15 protein-coding genes and 1 tRNA gene are annotated in these 15,457 nt (G+C 53.2%); 4 read left to right on the top strand and 12 right to left on the bottom strand.

Annotated features, from left to right (window positions below; all coding sequences use genetic code 11):
- Positions 1-15: 15 nt before the first annotated feature.
- The 12 genes from HPY81_05370 to HPY81_05315 form a co-directional block, all read right to left on the bottom strand.
- Positions 16-657 carry a dTMP kinase gene (locus HPY81_05370; protein NPV26882.1) on the bottom strand — a complete coding sequence of 214 codons (642 nt, stop codon included), beginning with the start codon at positions 655-657 and terminating at the stop codon, positions 16-18.
- 20 nt (positions 658-677) lie between these two features.
- Positions 678-2,162, bottom strand: coding sequence for an aminotransferase class I/II-fold pyridoxal phosphate-dependent enzyme (locus HPY81_05365; protein NPV26881.1), 1,485 nt, complete (start codon positions 2,160-2,162; stop codon positions 678-680).
- A gap of 151 nt (positions 2,163-2,313) precedes the next feature.
- On the bottom strand, positions 2,314-2,631 hold the full coding sequence (locus HPY81_05360; GenBank protein ID NPV26880.1) for a hypothetical protein: 318 nt from the start codon (positions 2,629-2,631) through the stop codon (positions 2,314-2,316).
- A 141-nt stretch (positions 2,632-2,772) separates the two neighbouring features.
- Complete coding sequence (locus HPY81_05355) at positions 2,773-3,600, bottom strand: FAD/NAD(P)-binding protein (GenBank protein ID NPV26879.1); 828 nt, start codon at positions 3,598-3,600, stop codon at positions 2,773-2,775.
- Positions 3,593-4,594, bottom strand: coding sequence for a 4Fe-4S ferredoxin (locus tag HPY81_05350; GenBank protein ID NPV26878.1), 1,002 nt, complete (start codon positions 4,592-4,594; stop codon positions 3,593-3,595). Before HPY81_05350 ends, HPY81_05355 begins: the two co-directional genes overlap by 8 nt.
- Positions 4,595-4,620: 26 nt before the next feature.
- On the bottom strand, positions 4,621-5,511 hold the full coding sequence (locus tag HPY81_05345) for a 4Fe-4S ferredoxin (GenBank protein ID NPV26877.1): 891 nt from the start codon (positions 5,509-5,511) through the stop codon (positions 4,621-4,623).
- Entirely contained in the window at positions 5,504-5,947 is a 444-nt protein-coding gene (locus tag HPY81_05340) for a hydrogenase iron-sulfur subunit (protein NPV26876.1), read from the bottom strand. Before HPY81_05340 ends, HPY81_05345 begins: the two co-directional genes overlap by 8 nt.
- Positions 5,938-7,920 carry a CoB--CoM heterodisulfide reductase iron-sulfur subunit A family protein gene (locus HPY81_05335; GenBank protein NPV26875.1) on the bottom strand — a complete coding sequence of 661 codons (1,983 nt, stop codon included), beginning with the start codon at positions 7,918-7,920 and terminating at the stop codon, positions 5,938-5,940. Before HPY81_05335 ends, HPY81_05340 begins: the two co-directional genes overlap by 10 nt.
- Positions 7,917-8,867: a CoB--CoM heterodisulfide reductase iron-sulfur subunit B family protein gene (locus tag HPY81_05330; protein NPV26874.1), complete on the bottom strand. Its 951-nt coding sequence runs from the start codon at positions 8,865-8,867 to the stop codon at positions 7,917-7,919. The genes HPY81_05335 and HPY81_05330 overlap by 4 nt, the downstream gene beginning before the upstream one ends.
- A complete protein-coding gene (locus HPY81_05325; GenBank protein NPV26873.1) occupies positions 8,864-9,439 on the bottom strand; it encodes a heterodisulfide reductase subunit C in 576 nt (191 codons plus the stop codon). Before HPY81_05325 ends, HPY81_05330 begins: the two co-directional genes overlap by 4 nt.
- Positions 9,440-9,865: 426 nt before the next feature.
- Positions 9,866-9,941 (bottom strand) — tRNA-Lys (locus HPY81_05320).
- 111 nt (positions 9,942-10,052) lie between these two features.
- Positions 10,053-11,504 (bottom strand): ISLre2 family transposase, encoded by a 1,452-nt coding sequence (locus HPY81_05315; GenBank protein NPV26872.1) that lies wholly within the window; start codon positions 11,502-11,504, stop codon positions 10,053-10,055.
- A 185-nt stretch (positions 11,505-11,689) separates the two neighbouring features.
- On the opposite strand from HPY81_05315, the gene HPY81_05310 reads away from it, so the two are divergent.
- From HPY81_05310 to murJ, 4 genes are all read left to right on the top strand, one after another.
- Positions 11,690-12,019 carry a phage holin family protein gene (locus HPY81_05310; GenBank protein NPV26871.1) on the top strand — a complete coding sequence of 110 codons (330 nt, stop codon included), beginning with the start codon at positions 11,690-11,692 and terminating at the stop codon, positions 12,017-12,019.
- Between the two features lie 130 nt (positions 12,020-12,149).
- Entirely contained in the window at positions 12,150-13,307 is a 1,158-nt protein-coding gene (locus HPY81_05305) for a stage II sporulation protein P (GenBank protein NPV26870.1), read from the top strand.
- A 66-nt stretch (positions 13,308-13,373) separates the two neighbouring features.
- Positions 13,374-13,697: a hypothetical protein gene (locus tag HPY81_05300; GenBank protein ID NPV26869.1), complete on the top strand. Its 324-nt coding sequence runs from the start codon at positions 13,374-13,376 to the stop codon at positions 13,695-13,697.
- A 179-nt stretch (positions 13,698-13,876) separates the two neighbouring features.
- The gene (murJ, locus tag HPY81_05295) at positions 13,877-15,436 is read left to right on the top strand and encodes a murein biosynthesis integral membrane protein MurJ (protein ID NPV26868.1); all 1,560 of its coding nucleotides are present in this window, start codon (positions 13,877-13,879) and stop codon (positions 15,434-15,436) included.
- Positions 15,437-15,457 lie beyond the last annotated feature (21 nt).

Below are 15,457 nucleotides of genomic sequence, written 5' to 3'. Positions count from 1 at the left end.
GCCACTCCTTAAAGTCTAAAATGAGAAGAGTTCGTCCACCGTGGCCTTGATTTCCGCCCACACCGCCTCTCGTGGCTGGGCAGCAGCGATCACCTTAATCCGGTTCGGGTTCTGGCGAGCCAGGGTCAGAAAACTGTTACGCACCCGCTGGTAAAACTCCAGGCTTTCCTGTTCAAGCCTGTCGTTGTAAGGCCCGCCATTTCTTATCCGTCCTTGACGGATTCGGTTCTGTCCCTCGGCCGGGTCAAGATCAAGCAGGAGAGTCAAATCTGGCTCCAGGCCCCCAGTGGCTAAATTGATCACTGGTCCCAAAGATTTCTGGTCAAGCCCCCGGCCAGCTCCTTGATAGGCCAGGGTGGAATCAATAAAGCGATCACAAATTACCACCTGGCCCGCCGCCAGGGCCGGCTTGATCACCTCGGCGACAAGCTGAGCTCTGGCCGCCGCGTAAAGCAAAACCTCGGCTTGAACACTCATGTTCCGGTGGGCAGGATCAAGTAAAATGGCACGGATTCGTTCCGAGATGGCTGTTCCACCTGGCTCTCGGGTCGTAACCACCGCCAACCCCCGATTGATCAGGTATTCCCCCAATAACTGCGCCTGGGTGGTTTTTCCCGCCCCATCAATTCCCTCGATAGTAATTAATCGGCCTGACACTTTTTTTAGCTATCCCTTCGCTATATTCTATCAACTACCTGGATAGTCTCCAACGATGGGTCGGCTGGCCCCTGCCACCGTACCCCCATCATCTGGAGGGCTTGAATCAATTCCACGGTCTCACTGGTTATCCGTTCCCCGGGACAGACCAGCGGAATCCCAGGCGGGTAAGGAGCTACGGTTTCCGCCGCCACCTCGCCGACCGCCTGCGCCAGCTTCAATACCCGTGCCGGAGCAAAAAAGGCTTCGCGGGGAGTCAGTTCCACTACCGGCACCTGTTTCCCGACAGCCAATAAATCGCTTATGGGTACAAAGTTCTCCCTTCTGATTTCAGACTGACAGTGTTCTACCAGTTTCTTTAAAGCGGCACAAAGCTCCGCGATTGTTTCCCGGTCATCTCCAATGGTGACCATCGCCAGAACGTAAGCAGGGGCAGCCATCTCCACCTGAACCCGATAGTCGCGCCGCAGCATTGCGGCAACCTGCTGGCCTGTTAGCCCAAGGCCCCGGACACTGATCACCAGCTTGGTCGGGTCGTAATCACTGACCCCGGGATAATCCAGAAGTTCCGGCCCCAGACAGTGCAGGCCGGGAAGGGAGTTAATCATCCCCCGGGCCTCTTCGGCCAAACTGATTGTCCGCTCCAGCAGAGTTGTTCCTTCGGCTGCCATTTGCCATCGCATAGCGTCCAGGGAAGCCATTAACAAAAACGACGGACTGGTGCTCTGCAAAATCTGCAAACTTTTCTGCACTTGCCGGGCCGAAACCCGTTCCCCCCGCTGGTGCAGCAAAGCCGTCTGGGTAACTGAACTCAGAAGCTTATGCGTACTCTGGGTGCTTAAATCAGCCCCGGCGGCTAGACTCGCCACCGGCAAACGGTGGTGAAACGCGAAGTGGGGACCGTGGGCTTCGTCAACTACCACCGGCAGATTACGATTGTGAGCCAGTTTAACCAGACTGCTAATATCCGAAGTCAGCCCCTCAAACGTTGGGTGAATTAAAAACAATCCCTTTGCCTGGGGGTTAGCCGCGAGAGTAGCGGCCACTGCTCCCAGAGTAATCCCGAGCGGAAAACCTTCTTCCGGGTGAACTTCCACTGGTAAATAAACCGGTTTAGCCCCCGCCAGGATCATACCACTCAGGACAGACCGGTGCGCATGGCGCGGTACTAACAATTGATCCCCGGGGTTTGTTATACCCAGGATCATCGCTTCAATACCAACCGTCGAGCCATTAACCAAAAAGAAAGTCTGATCGGCACCAAAGCTCTGCGCTGCTAAAGATTGCGCCTCCTTGAGTGGACCAACTGGACAGTGCAGGTCATCCAGCCCTGGTACCTCCGTTAAATCAAATTGAGCCAGCTGTTCGCCAAAGATCTTTTTTAACGGCACCGGCCAGCCGCGTCCCTGTTTGTGCCCGGGCATGTGAAAAGGAATAACCCGCTCCGTGCAATAAGCCTCTAGTGCCTCCACTAAGGGGAGCCGACTCTGATCCAATTTAGTCACAACATAACACTCCGCCGTATACCCTACAAAGTTAAAGTTTATGATGGTTGTTGTTATTTTATCATATCTCGCTGGAAAGCACCAGCTTAAGCGTTTTTCATCACAATTAAACCTTTTAGCAAACAATAAAAAACACCGCCTGCACGCGGTGTTAATTCCACAACTTCTTCAATTGTTCCTTCACCTGTTCATATCGGGGATGCTCCAGAGTCAAACCAGCGATGTCCGCCTCGCACCGGGTACACAAAAATTTTTGCAGAATTAGAAAACCCCCGCGAATCCCTTGGGCTGGCGTCCGGTTGCACACGATACAGATCGGCAACAAGTTGGATGCTGCTGCCGGCTTAACAGGGAGCCCATCAGCATCATCCAGTTGATGGGTTGCCGGTAGATGATTGCTTGGCATCGATGTATGGCTCTGATTATTTGGCTCATGCTGGTCTGTTGAATGGTCGATCTTTTTGTTCATTGGTCTCACCTACCTTTACGGTGAACATTTCTGATCCTAGTATTAACCAGACCAGCCCGAAGTAGTCACCGGGCTAGCACATAATACATTATATGATCACAAAGTTCAAAAAGCCACCCCCTGAGGGATGGCTTCTACCAACTAATATTCATCCGGCAATTTCTTGAGCTCCGCCAGAGTGAAAACTGGCCCGTCGAGACAGATAAAGCAGCTGCCAATATTGCACCGGCCGCATTTGCCAATACCGCACTTCATCCGCATTTCCAAGGTAGTGATCACCTGATCATCCTTGTATCCCATGCGCTCCAGGGCCTTCAACACAAATTTGATCATGATCGGCGGTCCGCAGGTCACGGCGATCCGGCCCTGCGGTGCGGGTTGAATCTGGTCCAGGTAATCGGGAACAAAACCCACGTTCCCCTTCCACCGTTCATCACCCCGGTCAACCGTGACGTAAACCTCCATGTCTTTCACGGCCGGCCAGTTCTTAAACAGGTCGTCCTTAAAGACCAGGTCTTCGGGCGAGCGCGCCCCGTAGATCACCTGCAGTTTACCGTAGTCTTCCCGGTGTTCGATGCAGTAGTTGATCATTGAACGCAGGGGTGCCAAGCCAATCCCCCCGCCGATAAAGACGATGTCTTTCCCTTTGCAGGCCTCAACCGGAAAACCGTTGCCGTACGGGCCACGGATCCCGATCTCCTGCCCGACTTCAATTTCGTGCAGGGCGTCAGTTAAAAGACCAACCTTCTTGATCGCGAATTCCAGGTGGTCTTCTTCCTGCCAGGTTACGGAAAACATGGCTTCACCCACAGGAAGTAAAGATACCATGGCCAGTTGGCCCGGCATCACGTCAAACGGCTTGCCCTGGTCAGTCGTTACGTGAAAGGTTTTCACATCAGGCGTCTCGGTGATGATCTTGGTTACCCTCGCCACCTGTGGCACCAGGGGGTTGCCTTCATGGCTACACATTGACGGCCACCTCCCTTACGGTGTTGATGATGCTAACAATATCGATCCCCATTGGGCACTGCCTCAGGCAGCGGCCGCACCCGGTGCACTGGTACATCCCGTACCGCTCCGGGAAATAGCGCAGTTTGTGCGAAAACCGCTGACGGACGCGTTCCACCTTGGTCGGTCGGGGGTTGTGGCCACCCGCCATCTGGGTGTATTCGGGAAACATGCAGGAATCCCAGCACCGAAACTTATACCCGCGTTCTCCCACCACCTTGCCCTGGATGTCAAAGCAGTGGCAGGTCGGGCATAGATACGTGCAGATGCCGCAGTTCAGACACTTGCTGGCGATCTCCGCCCAGATCGGGTGATTAAACATCTGCTGCAGCTTTTCCGTCACCCCGGTCAAATCTACCTCGGTGGTGAATTGGCCCGCCCGGGGCTTCGGGGCGTCGGTGTCGTCAAGCAAGTCCGCCACGCTGTCCAGCCAGCTTTGGGCAGCTGGATTCTTGACCGCAAATCCGAATGAGCCACCCAGGTCGTAGACCACCACATCTGCTCCTTCGGCTTCGATGGGGTTTACTCCCAGGGAAGTGCAGAAACAGGTCGGGAGCGGTTGTCGGCACCCGAGGGAGAATGTCACCAGGGTCTTTCTTTTATCGGCGTAGAATTTGTCGACAAAGCCCTTGGTCAAAAACACCTGGTCAAGTTCACTGATGGCCTTCAGGTCACAGGGCCGGACCCCAAACAACAGACGCGGGCGCTCATCAGCTTTGATTTCTTCCACCGCCACCTGCCCCTTTTGTTCGTTAAAGGCGTACATTTTTTCCGTCTGGGGAAATAAAACGTTCTTTGGCGGTAACAAGGTGTTGTGGCTAAATTCTAGTTCGCTGTCCGGCGTCCAGGGAGCAAACTGGGTCACCCTTTCTTTTTTCACCGGGGTATAGACGATTGCCTGACTGGCCCAGCGCTCTAAGACTTTAGATAGCCGGTCTTTGCTGATTGATTTCATGTTCATCCACCTCCTCCCGAATGTTCCTACATAAACTCTTCGGGGTCACTGGTCTTGAAGAATCCGAAAGGAGGTTTTGCCTCCAAGCTAACCCCGGCGTCATACGGTCCGAACAGTTCGTTGATGTCTTTGATGATTTTTTCGTTTAGGAGCATCAGGGGTATGCCGACTGGGCAGACCCGCTCGCATTCGCCACACTCCACACACCGTCCCGCGACGTGCAAGGCCCGGATCAGGTGATACATCTGGTTCTCAGCAAGACTGGTCTCCCGCCCCACCCACTGCGGCCGGGTTTGTTCGAAGATGCACTCCCGGCAGCTGCAGCAGACGCAGACGTTCCGGCAGGCGTAGCAGCGGAGGCACTTTTCGAATTGCTTGGCCCAGAAGTCATAGCGTTCATCCGGGGTCATGTTTTCCAGTTCAGTGACGGCTTTAAAGCGGTCCGCCGCTGGTCGGCTGGCGACCGGTTCGCCCAGGAGTGCGTCGTAGATGACCGGGTTGGGATAGGCGCAGGTCTGGCATTTGGGAGCCAGTGGAACTTGCGCCGCTTCGGTGTATTTGCCGCTCCCCGCTTCTTGCGGGTCTTTCTTTCCGCCGCAGGGAACCCCGATGACATACAGGCGTTCCCGCGGGAACTGGTTGTCCTGGAGCAGGCGGTTGACGGCCCGGGAGTCGCATCCTTTGACAAAGATACCGATCTTTTCGTCGCTGTCCCGGTAGTCAAGCAGGAAGTTGGCCAGGTTCTGGATCCCGAATTCGTCCCAGACGAGTTTGCCTACTTCTTCTATCTTGCGGACAGCCACGGGGGATGATTGAAACCAGAACGCTCCTTTTTCCCAACCCAGGATAACTTGCACTTCATTTTTTCCCAGGAGTTCTCTGGCGATTTGCTGCATTTTGCTGGTTATTTCATTCATTTTGATCCCTCAACTTCCTGTTTGGCCCCAGGGCCCTGATTTCTTCGGTCAAGTCGGTGATGACCTGAGCAAATTTCTGGCCTTCTGAGCCGGAGATCCATTTGGCCTGGAATCGCTTCGGGTCAATCCCGATGTATTCCAGAAATCGTTTCATGATCAGGTACCGGCGCCGGGTGAAGTAATTGCCACTACCATAGTGGCAGTCTCCCGGGTGTCAGCCGGAGACCAGGACGCCGTCGACTCCCCGCTGAAAGGCCCGCAGGACAAACTGGGGGTTGATCCGCCCTGAGCAGGGGACGCGCACGATGCGGACGCTGGGCGGATACTGCAGTCGGTTTAGGCCCGCCAGGTCTGCTCCCGCGTAGGAGCACCAGTTGCAACAAAAGGCCAAAATCTTCGGTTCCCAGGTCTGGTTGGCGCTTTGTTCTATAGACACAGGGCATCCACCTCCGCCAGGATTTGTTCGTTGGTAAAGCCTTTGAGGTCAATGGCTGCCGCGCGGCAGGCCACGGTGCAGGCGCCGCAGCCCTGACAGAGTCCACTGTTGACTGTCGCCACTTTGCGGCTGATCGTTTTACCGTGCGCCCGCTCCTGGATAACTTTGAGTTCGATGGCTTTGTACGGGCAGATCGGGACACATTCGCCGCAGCCTGCGCAGATCCGTTCGTTGACGCTCGAGATCATTGGGTCGGTGGTCATTTCTGTTTTGGCAAACAGGCCGCAGACTTTGACGGCTGCCGCGCTCGCCTGGGCTACTGTATCCGGGATGTCTTTGGGTCCCTGACAGGCCCCGGCGAGGTAGACCCCGGCGGTGAAGGTTTCTACCGGCTGGAGTTTGGGGTGAGCTTCCTGGTAGAAGCCGTCTTTGTCCAGGGAGAAACCGATCATTTGGGCAACTTTGTCTGAACCGGCACTGGGCACCATGGCAGTGGCCAGGACAACCAGGTCGGCGGCGATTTCGACGGGTTTGCCGATCAGGGTGTCTTCCCCCCGGACGATCAGTTTGTCGCCCAGGGGATATATTTTTGATACCCGGCCCCGGATGTATTGCGCGCCGCTTTGGACGGAGCGCTGGTAGAATTCTTCGTAGGTCTTACCCGCAGTCCGCACGTCCATGTAGAAGACGTAGGCCTGGCCATCATGGACTTTTTCCATGACCTGCATGGCGTGTTTGGCGGTGTACATGCAGCAGGCTCTGGAGCAGTAGCTTTTGCCTTTGCTGTCGTCCCGCGAGCCGACGCATTTGATGAAGACGACGTTTTGTGGTTCTTTGCCGTCTGAAGGCCGTTTGAGCTTGCCCCCGGTCGGGCCAGAGGCGTTGACCATCCGTTCAAAGTGCAGGCTGGTGATGACATCCGGGTATTTGCCATAGCCGTATTCGCCGTAAGCTTCTTCCCACGGGAAAAGGTCAAAGCCGGTGGCCATGATGATGGCCCCAAAGTTTTCTTCGATCAGTTCGTCTTTGTCGTTGAAGTTGATCGCTCCAGCCGGACAGATTTTTTCACAGATGCCGCATTTGCCAGTTTTCAGTTTCCGGCAGTTGGCCCCGTCGATGACGGGCTTGTTCGGAACCGCCTGCGGGAAGGGTTTGTAGATGGCCGGCCGTTTGCCTAAGCCCAGGTCGAATTCGCTGGGCACTTTGGTCGGACATTTGGTTTCACACAGGCCGCAGCCGGTGCATTTGTTGTGGTCGACGTAGCTGGCTTTCTTTCTGATGACGGCTTTGAAGTTGCCGATATACCCTGAGACCTCTTCCACTTCGGCATAGGTGTAGATTTTGATGTTCGGGTGCTGCGCCGCAGCAACCATTTTCGGGGTGCTGATTCAGGCCGAGCAGTCGAGGGTAGGGAAGGTTTTGTCCAGCTGGGCCATCTTCCCGCCGATGGTCGGCTGTCGTTCAACCAGCACGACCTCATGTCCCGCTTCGGCGATGTCCAGGGCTGCTTGCATGCCGGCAATCCCGCCCCCGATGACCAGGGCTCGTTTGGTGATCGGGATTTTGGAGTCGGTGAGTGGGACGTTCCGGATGACTTTGGCGACGGCCATTTTGATGAGGTCGACCGCCTTAGCAGTGGCCTGTTCTTTGTTTGTCGCGTGGACCCAGGAGACTTGTTCCCGGATGTTGGCCATTTCTAAGAGGTAGATGTTCAGTCCGACGCTCTGGAGGGTTTTCCGAAAGGTCGGTTCGTGCATCCGCGGGGAGCACGAGGCGACAACGACCCGGTCCAGGTTGTGTTCGGTGATGGCTTTTTTGATGACTTCTTGTCCCGGTTCGGAACACATGTATTTGTAGTCGGTGACGTAAGCGACGTTGGGTTGTTCTTTGATTTGTTCGACGACTTTGGCTATGTCGACCGCCGCGGCGATGTTAGTACCGCAGTGGCAGACAAATACTCCTACTCGTTTCATGCTTCTCCCTCCCCTCCCTGGGGTTTGCTGTCGGCTTTGGCGCTTTTGGCGGCTTCTTTGGCTGCTTGTTGTTCGCTGAGCCGTTGTTCGGTGATGTTCATGATGGCGGTGGCTTCGACAAAGTGTCTGGACAGCCCAATGGTGGCTGGTTGTTCGCCAAAGGCCCAGGCCATTAGTTCGGTGAAGTAGAAGACGGGGATGTTGAAGTTTTGGCCATAGCGTCTGGCGACTTCGCTTTGCCGCATGTCGAGGTTGATGAAGCACAGTGGACAGGCGGCTACGATGGCTTCTGCCCCGAATTCTTTGACCACGCGCAAGATGTCGTGGATGAGTTTGAGACCGATTTCCGGTTTGGTCTGGCCCAGGCCAGCCCCGCAGCATTCGGTTTTGTACGGCCAGTTGAGCGGAGTGGCGCCAAGGGTGGTCATGAGACGGTCCATGCTCTGCGGGTTTTCCGGGTCGTCAAAGCCGGTGACCTGCGGCGGTCTGACAAGATAGCAGCCGTAGTAGCAGGCGACTTTGAGGCCGGCCAGGGGCCGTTTGACCTGTTTGGCGACGTTCTCCAGACCGATCTGCCGGGTGAAGATGTCAAGCAGGGCGTAGGCGCTCGCTTTCCCCTGGTAGTCCATTTCGATGATCTCGGTGATTTTGGCCCGCGTGGTTTCGCTTTTCTTCAGGGCCGCTTCCGCCGTTTTCATCCGGTTGAAGCAGGCAGCACAGGGTACGGCCACATCAAGTTCTGCCTGTTCGGCCTGGGCCAGGGTACGGGCCGGCAGGGCCATGGCCAGCAGGTGGTCGGTGGTGTGCGCCGAGGTCGCCCCGCAGCAGTTCCAGTCTGGAATTTCCCACAGGTCGACGCCGAGGTGTTTGGCTACGGCCCGGGTTGATAGGTCGTATTCGATCCCGGTTGAGCTTAAGGAACAGCCCGGGTAATAGGCGTATTTCAATGTTGGTCACCTCCCTGAGCGCGCACGCGGTCAAAGATCCGCTTGATGGCGGTTTGCCCTTTGATTTTGTGCGGGAACAAGCTGACCTTCCCCCGTTTCATCATTGCTGGTCCCATCCCCGCGTCTTTGAAGGGTTGGCCTGTTTTCAGGTTAAAGTTAAGGATAAGACCAAATTCGTGCACCCGTCCGTTCTTTTCGACGGAGTCTAAAAAGGCGTCGTCGAAGATTTTGATATTCTTTTCCGGCGTGATGCCGCTTTTCCTGGCCTCAATCCGCATGGCCTCCATAAGCCGGGCCGGTTCTACGCCCCGCGGGCAGCGGGTAGAACAGGTGGCACACTGGGCACAAATCCAAATGCTGTGCGCTTTTAAGGCTTCGTCTTTTAATCCCAGCTGCAGGAGTCGGATGATCTGCCGGGGGCTATAGTCCATGGCAAAGGCTACCGGACAGCCAGCCGAGCATTTCCCGCATTGGTAGCAAGCCTTAATGTTACTTTCGCTCTGGGCCTCTATCCTGCTGATAAATTCCCGAGCGCTGCTTAAAGTTGCTGACGACAGCTCGATCTGCTCCATTCTACCATCCCTCGCTTTCTCTGAAAATTTCTTGATTTAAGCGGTTTGCCGGCTACTATCGGAAAAACCGCTCAAAGTATACAAAATCCAAAAAAGGCCAGATTTCACTATGTTTTCGCCGTCTTTCTCAGATTTCCTGCTGCTTGCTTTGTGATTTTGTTCCCAAGACGCAATTTTTTCTGCTTTCATTCAAGTTTCCGCGAAATTCTAAGAGGAAATTGCCGAAAAATACGTTTATGCTAATTGTTGATATTTGCCTCAAAATTAACAATTTGTGTTAACACAAAATATATAGCATCTCCAATCATGAATATTAATATTCTTAATATTAGACTTTTTAGGCCTAAAAAGTCAAGAGAAGATTCCTCCAGTTTAAATAATCAATGCCAGAAACAAAAAAACCCGCAAAGTTTGCGGGTTTTTACTTGGTGCGCCATCAGGGATTCGAACCCCGGACCCTCCGATTAAGAGTCGGATGCTCTACCAGCTAAGCTAATGGCGCATATCGCAACTTTTATTTTATGCCCTAAAGTTCAAAATTGCAACCGTAAATTGATGGTAGTCCGTGTCAAGATTCAGTAGGTGACCCCCACACACTAGCGAATTTCATATTTTAGGCAACAATTGGTAACTTCTTTGTAAGTACACGTAGCACGTACTTGACCCATGGCTCATCTGCTGCTGGGCCATACAGCGCCGGTAAGCTGGCTCGCAGCCAAGCGGCCGGATCTTGACCGGGTAGCCGGCCTTCGGCACGGATGGGCTTGTCCCCAGCAACACGGCGGATCAGTTCGGGTTGTGCCTGCCAGACCTGTCGTGCCACTTCTGACAACTCGCCGTTAGCCCGTGCTGCCAGCAGGCGTGCGAGATGGTCAGCCCCTGTATTACTCCAACGGGCCCCGTGCCGCTTCATCCGACGGGCAACATGGTGGAACACCTGGCCTTCTATCGTGCCAAGACGCTCTGCTACTTTCTTCTGGCAGATCCCTTCCCAGTTCCCTTGCAAGTATCGACGCAGTTTTGTTATTCGCTGGCGTTTAGCTCCTTTGCTCGCTCGCTCAGCGGCCACCAGAGCTTTTTCTACCTCTGCCCAGTTCTCCTCCACAAGAGCAGCACTTACTGCCTTGTACGCCGCCTCATCATGGCCCAAACCCTCCAATAATGCCCGCCGCAAGTGGTAGGGGTCCAACTGGTACGTTGCCCCTGGGAAATACTCACAACCCAGCTTCACCCATGGTGCGCCGTCACCACCTACGCAGCAGTTCTCTACGGCAGAAAGGTCCCACTGCTGCCCAAATTGGGTTACTGCTTGCTCCCAGAATACCCGTGCTTCCGCTACTCCGGTGACTACCCGGCGTCCCTGCAAACTCTGCCTATGCGGCCCCATACTCACCTTCCGTTCATACCCTACGCCAATTTTTATCGCTAATTTCCTTCGTCCCTTACAATTGTTGCGGGCCGCCACCCATACCTCATCTGCTTCTACCCGCAGGCTCTGGCTCTTCCGTCGCGTTTTTGGCACTTCTCCCCGGTCAAAAACCGCCGAGCGTTCTTGCTCTACCTGCTCCGCAAGCCTTTTCCCAGCCTCTTGTGCCTCTTGCCACAGGCTCATCGCTTGTATATCTACTGCACCCAGCGTTACCTGTTTTAACCAGGCAGCTGCCCGGTGGTACGGCATCTCCGCCGCCGCTGTCACCGCTAACTCTGTCGTCCACGGCGACAAGCGTTGCCGTGGCGCCACGCCCAATGCTTCATCCAACAGATACCTGCCTTCTCCTGTCTCTTGATCCCGATAATACCTCCGCTCCAGCGCCACTTCTCCAAATGGCGTCACTATAACCCGGGGTTTTGTATGTACGAGCTTCAGCTGCTTCCTGTTCCTATCTCGCATTAGTTGTTCGTCCAGATAATTGCAAGCTGTCACTAACAACTTCAACGTTATCTTTTGCACCAACCGGTAGATACCTTTCTCTAGTTCTGCAAAATCCTGGTAAGTGGTTATTAATCGATACATTTCTCGTATGACTAGCAGGATAATCTCCACAATGTCGCGAATCATCCACATGAGACCTCACCCTCCTTGGCTATTGTGTTAGGGGTGGTTGCCTGAGGAGACAACCGGTGAGGTCTCTTTTCTATTTCCGCCTCACTTTCTCCTACTGAAATTTTACACGCTCCCCAGGTGTTTTTGCATAGTCTTTCCGCGTTAGGACCAAACTATGATTAATGTTGAGAAAGGGGGTGACGGACATGGTGGGTACGGTCGTCCGTTTTGTGGTGTCAGCTTTAGTCCTAATGTTAGTGGGATGGTTCCTCCCGGGAATCAGGGTCGCGGGATTCTTAGGCGCCTTGATCGCGGCGGTAGTTATTGCCGTTCTGGGTTATGTAGTTGAGCAACTGCTGGGTAAAAATGTCTCCCCGCGGAGCCGAGGCCTGGTTGGTTTTGTGACTGCAGCAGCGGTAATTTACCTAGCGCAGTTTCTTATTCCGAACTTGCTGTCGGTGAGTATTCTGGGCGCTTTGCTGTCTGCGTTTGTCATTGGCTTGATTGACGCTTTTGTTCCAACCGAAATTCGCTAATATGAAGTAATGAATTTATAATCAAGTTCCAACCTCGGTTGGAACTTTTGTTATGTTTCTACATTTCATTTGCATAATTTCCTTGTAATTGGAATATAGATTGGATAGTTATATTCAGGGGGCGACAGCGGTGTGGAAGGTTTGGTTCATCTCACTTCGTCCTTGGTCACGACGGGGTGGGCCTTTTCTAAAAAACTTGGTTTTGTTTCACGTATTCTTGCTCGCGCTGCTGGTTGGCTTAAACTTGGACAAGTTAAGCCTCGAAGATTTTGATCAGACTGTACCGGCTCTGGCCGGCACCTTACAGCCAGATCCTGAACCTGCCTGGTGGCGCCGGGCTTTTTTAGCTGTGAACCTGCCTGGTCACGTTTGGGAAGCAGTGTTAAACAACGGCCTGACCGTGCTAACGGTAGCATCGGAACAGAAGCAGGCTTGGGAAGTCAGTGAACCGGAAGGGTTACTTGGTTCGGCCGTATTCACCTTTACAAATATCAATGTCTTTGACCCCAAGACATACCTGACTGCCCAACTCAGTACTTTGAGTTCGACAGATGAGGAAATTGGTAGGGGGATGGATGTTCCCAGCGGTCCGGCAACCTTACCCAAAGATAACACCCCTCCCGCAACTTTACCACTGGAAAACATCCATGGGGGAACAGCTAAAGGTAACCCCCTGGTTGGCATCTATAACACGCATAATGCGGAAACGTATATCCCCACAGACGGCAAGTCCAAGCTGGAAGGAAAAAACGGGGGTGTGGCTCTCGTCGCTCAGGAACTAGCCAATACCCTGGAGAAAGCATACGGTGTGCCGACAGTTTATACTGATCGCATCCATGACTATCCTGATTTTACGAAGTCTTATGTAAATTCGGCTCAGACAATGAAGTACCTGCTTAAAACTTACCCATCGCTCGAAATTCTGATTGATGTCCACCGGGATGCTATGCCCTCGAATGATAATTCAGAAGCGGTGGAGATTGAGGGGGCAAAGGCGGCGCGGATTTTGTTCATTGTAGGCACCGATGCCCGCTCACCCCACCCAAACTGGCGGCAAAACGACCAGTTCGCTGAAGAACTAGCCAAAAAAACAGAGGAACTTTATCCGGGTCTGCTGAAAGGTGTTCGCCGCAAAGAAGGAACGTATAACCAGACGCTCCATCCCAGAGCGATTCTTGTGGAAATCGGCAATGACCGGAATTCGCTTGAAGAGGCGCTGATTTCCGCTCGCTGTCTAGCCCAGGTTATAAAAGAAGTGCTGAGTGACTTGCCAGCGAAATCGCCTTAAGAATAGGGACGGTAAAAATCGGGTATCCTAATAAGTAGCCCGATTTTTCCTTAAGGAGAAAAAGATATGTTTCAGAGAAGGAGAGAAGTAACACTAGCTACGGCCATAATCCTTGTCTTAGCGGTTATTGGATTAAATACAGCGGCTGGCGGTATTTATAGTCTAACTCTCAACCAGGGGAAAGTTTTTAGCCTGGATTGGTCAAAAGCGAATATTAACATTAGAGCCCTGGGGGCAGATTATGCCTTAGCCAGTCAGTACAGTTTAAGTGACTGGGGTCGAAGATTAAAAGCCTCTTTCTGGCAAGAGAAGGAGGCCGTATTATGTATGTTAAGACAAGTTTACCAGAAGATTTGGCCATTCATTGACCAGCTTGAGGAACGTCTTTGAGATAATTTGACAATATCCCTGTGCCGCCTTGACGACGAAGGAGGCTAACTATGCTTTTTTCGACTCCCTTTGGGGATGTCGATTTATTGTTTCTATGTGTCCAAAATCACCTTTTGCCATACAGTTAAAAATGTTATATTAGGGAGAGAAAACCAGGCCAGGTTGAGAGGAGTAAACGCATGTCGACTGGCAGAAGAGTAGCCAAGGCTGCTGGGTTAATGATGGTGGCCACGGTTCTGTCGAGGATTCTCGGTTACGTGAGGGACGTTGTTATCTATACCAAGTTTGGGCAGGACAGCGTAACTGATGCCTATAATGCCGCATTTTCCATTCCGGATTTTCTTTACATGCTGCTGGTTGGTGGAGCCTTGAGTTCGGCCTTCATCCCTGTATTCTCCAGCTACTTGGCAACTAATCAGGAAGAAGAAGGCTGGCGGGTCGCCAGCATTGTCTTTAATGTTGTCATGCTGCTCATGCTGATCGGTATCATTATAGGTTTGATCTTTACTCCAGCCTTGATGTACCTATTGGTACCTCACCTGCCGCCAGCGGCGCTGACTCTGTCAATCTATCTCACCCGGATCATGTTTTTTCAGGCTTTTTTTATGGGCCTGGGGGGGATCGCCATGGGGCTGCTCAATGCCTTTAACCATTTTACGGCTCCCGCCCTGGGTGGTGTCTTCTACAATCTGGTGATCATTGGGGTCGGTTTGCTTTTAACCCCGCAGTTAGGAATTGCTGCCTTTTCCCTGGGGGTTGTTCTGGGGGCGGTTGTTAATTTCGCGCTGCAACTTCCCCCGCTGCTGAAACTGGGTCTGCGTTATCATTTTAGCTTTGATCTCCATCACCCTGGTGTACAGAAAATGTTTATTCTGATGATACCAGTGTTGATCGGTCTATCAGTAACGCAAGTCAATCTGTTTGTCAACCAGAACCTGGCATCGGCCCTGCCTGAAGGAATGATTTCGGCTTTGCGCACGGCGCAGCGACTGATGCAACTGCCAATCGGGATCTTTGCCATCGCGGTGGCGGTTGCTGTTTTTCCGACCCTAACCGCTCAAGCGGCGCGGCAGGAAATCGCTGAATTCAGGCGGACCTTTTCTCTTGGAGTTAGAACGGTCATTTTTGTGACTTTCCCAGCGGCAGTCGGCTTGATTGTGTTGCGCGTGCCCATTGTTCAACTGCTTTTTGAACAGGGTAATTTCGACCGGTGGGATACCCTGGCCACGGCTGAGGCTTTGCTATATTACTCGCTGGGGATTTTTGCTTACTCGGCGATTCAGGTGTTAAACCGGGTGTTCTATGCCCTGCAGGATACTAGAACCCCAGTAACGGTTGGGGTACTGACGATTGTCCTGAACACCGTTTTAAGCGTGATTCTGGTCAGGTACATGGCTCACGGTGGATTGGCTTTGGCCTATTCTATCGCTGGTGTGTTCAATATGGTGCTTCTACTGGCTCTACTGCGGCCGAAAATCGGCCACATTGGTGGACGGTTGATGCTGCTCTCTTTTGGCCAGACTTTGCTGGCGTCAGCCGCCATGGCGATATTTACTCTGGGAACGGTCCAATACGTCTCCAACGTGGTCGCGTTTAATCCCAAGATCAACCAGCTCCTGATCGTGAGCACTGGGGTTACTGTTGGTGCGGTAGTCTTTGGGGTGGTCGCCCTACTGCTGAGAATGGAAGAGGCAGAAATGGTTTTGAATCTGGTTAAGGGTCGCTTCCGTCGCTCATAGAAAGGGTTGTTTCCCTCAGGG

Source organism: Bacillota bacterium, assembly GCA_013178045.1.
Lineage (GTDB): Bacteria > Bacillota > Ch66 > Ch66 > Ch66 > Ch66.
The sequence above is the reverse complement of the archived record's forward strand: the minus strand, read 5'-3'. Positions and strand labels throughout refer to the sequence as shown.

Coding starts and splice junctions, on each gene's coding strand:
- HPY81_05345 (NPV26877.1), bottom strand. CDS start 5,511: ATGAATGAAATAACCAGCAAAATGCAGCAAATCGCCAGAGAACTCCTG.
- HPY81_05325 (NPV26873.1), bottom strand. CDS start 9,439: ATGGAGCAGATCGAGCTGTCGTCAGCAACTTTAAGCAGCGCTCGGGAA.
- HPY81_05300 (NPV26869.1), top strand. CDS start 13,374: ATGTTTCAGAGAAGGAGAGAAGTAACACTAGCTACGGCCATAATCCTT.
- HPY81_05350 (NPV26878.1), bottom strand. CDS start 4,594: ATGAAATCAATCAGCAAAGACCGGCTATCTAAAGTCTTAGAGCGCTGG.
- murJ (NPV26868.1), top strand. CDS start 13,877: ATGTCGACTGGCAGAAGAGTAGCCAAGGCTGCTGGGTTAATGATGGTG.
- HPY81_05310 (NPV26871.1), top strand. CDS start 11,690: ATGGTGGGTACGGTCGTCCGTTTTGTGGTGTCAGCTTTAGTCCTAATG.
- HPY81_05315 (NPV26872.1), bottom strand. CDS start 11,504: ATGTGGATGATTCGCGACATTGTGGAGATTATCCTGCTAGTCATACGA.
- HPY81_05355 (NPV26879.1), bottom strand. CDS start 3,600: ATGTGTAGCCATGAAGGCAACCCCCTGGTGCCACAGGTGGCGAGGGTA.
- HPY81_05360 (NPV26880.1), bottom strand. CDS start 2,631: ATGAACAAAAAGATCGACCATTCAACAGACCAGCATGAGCCAAATAAT.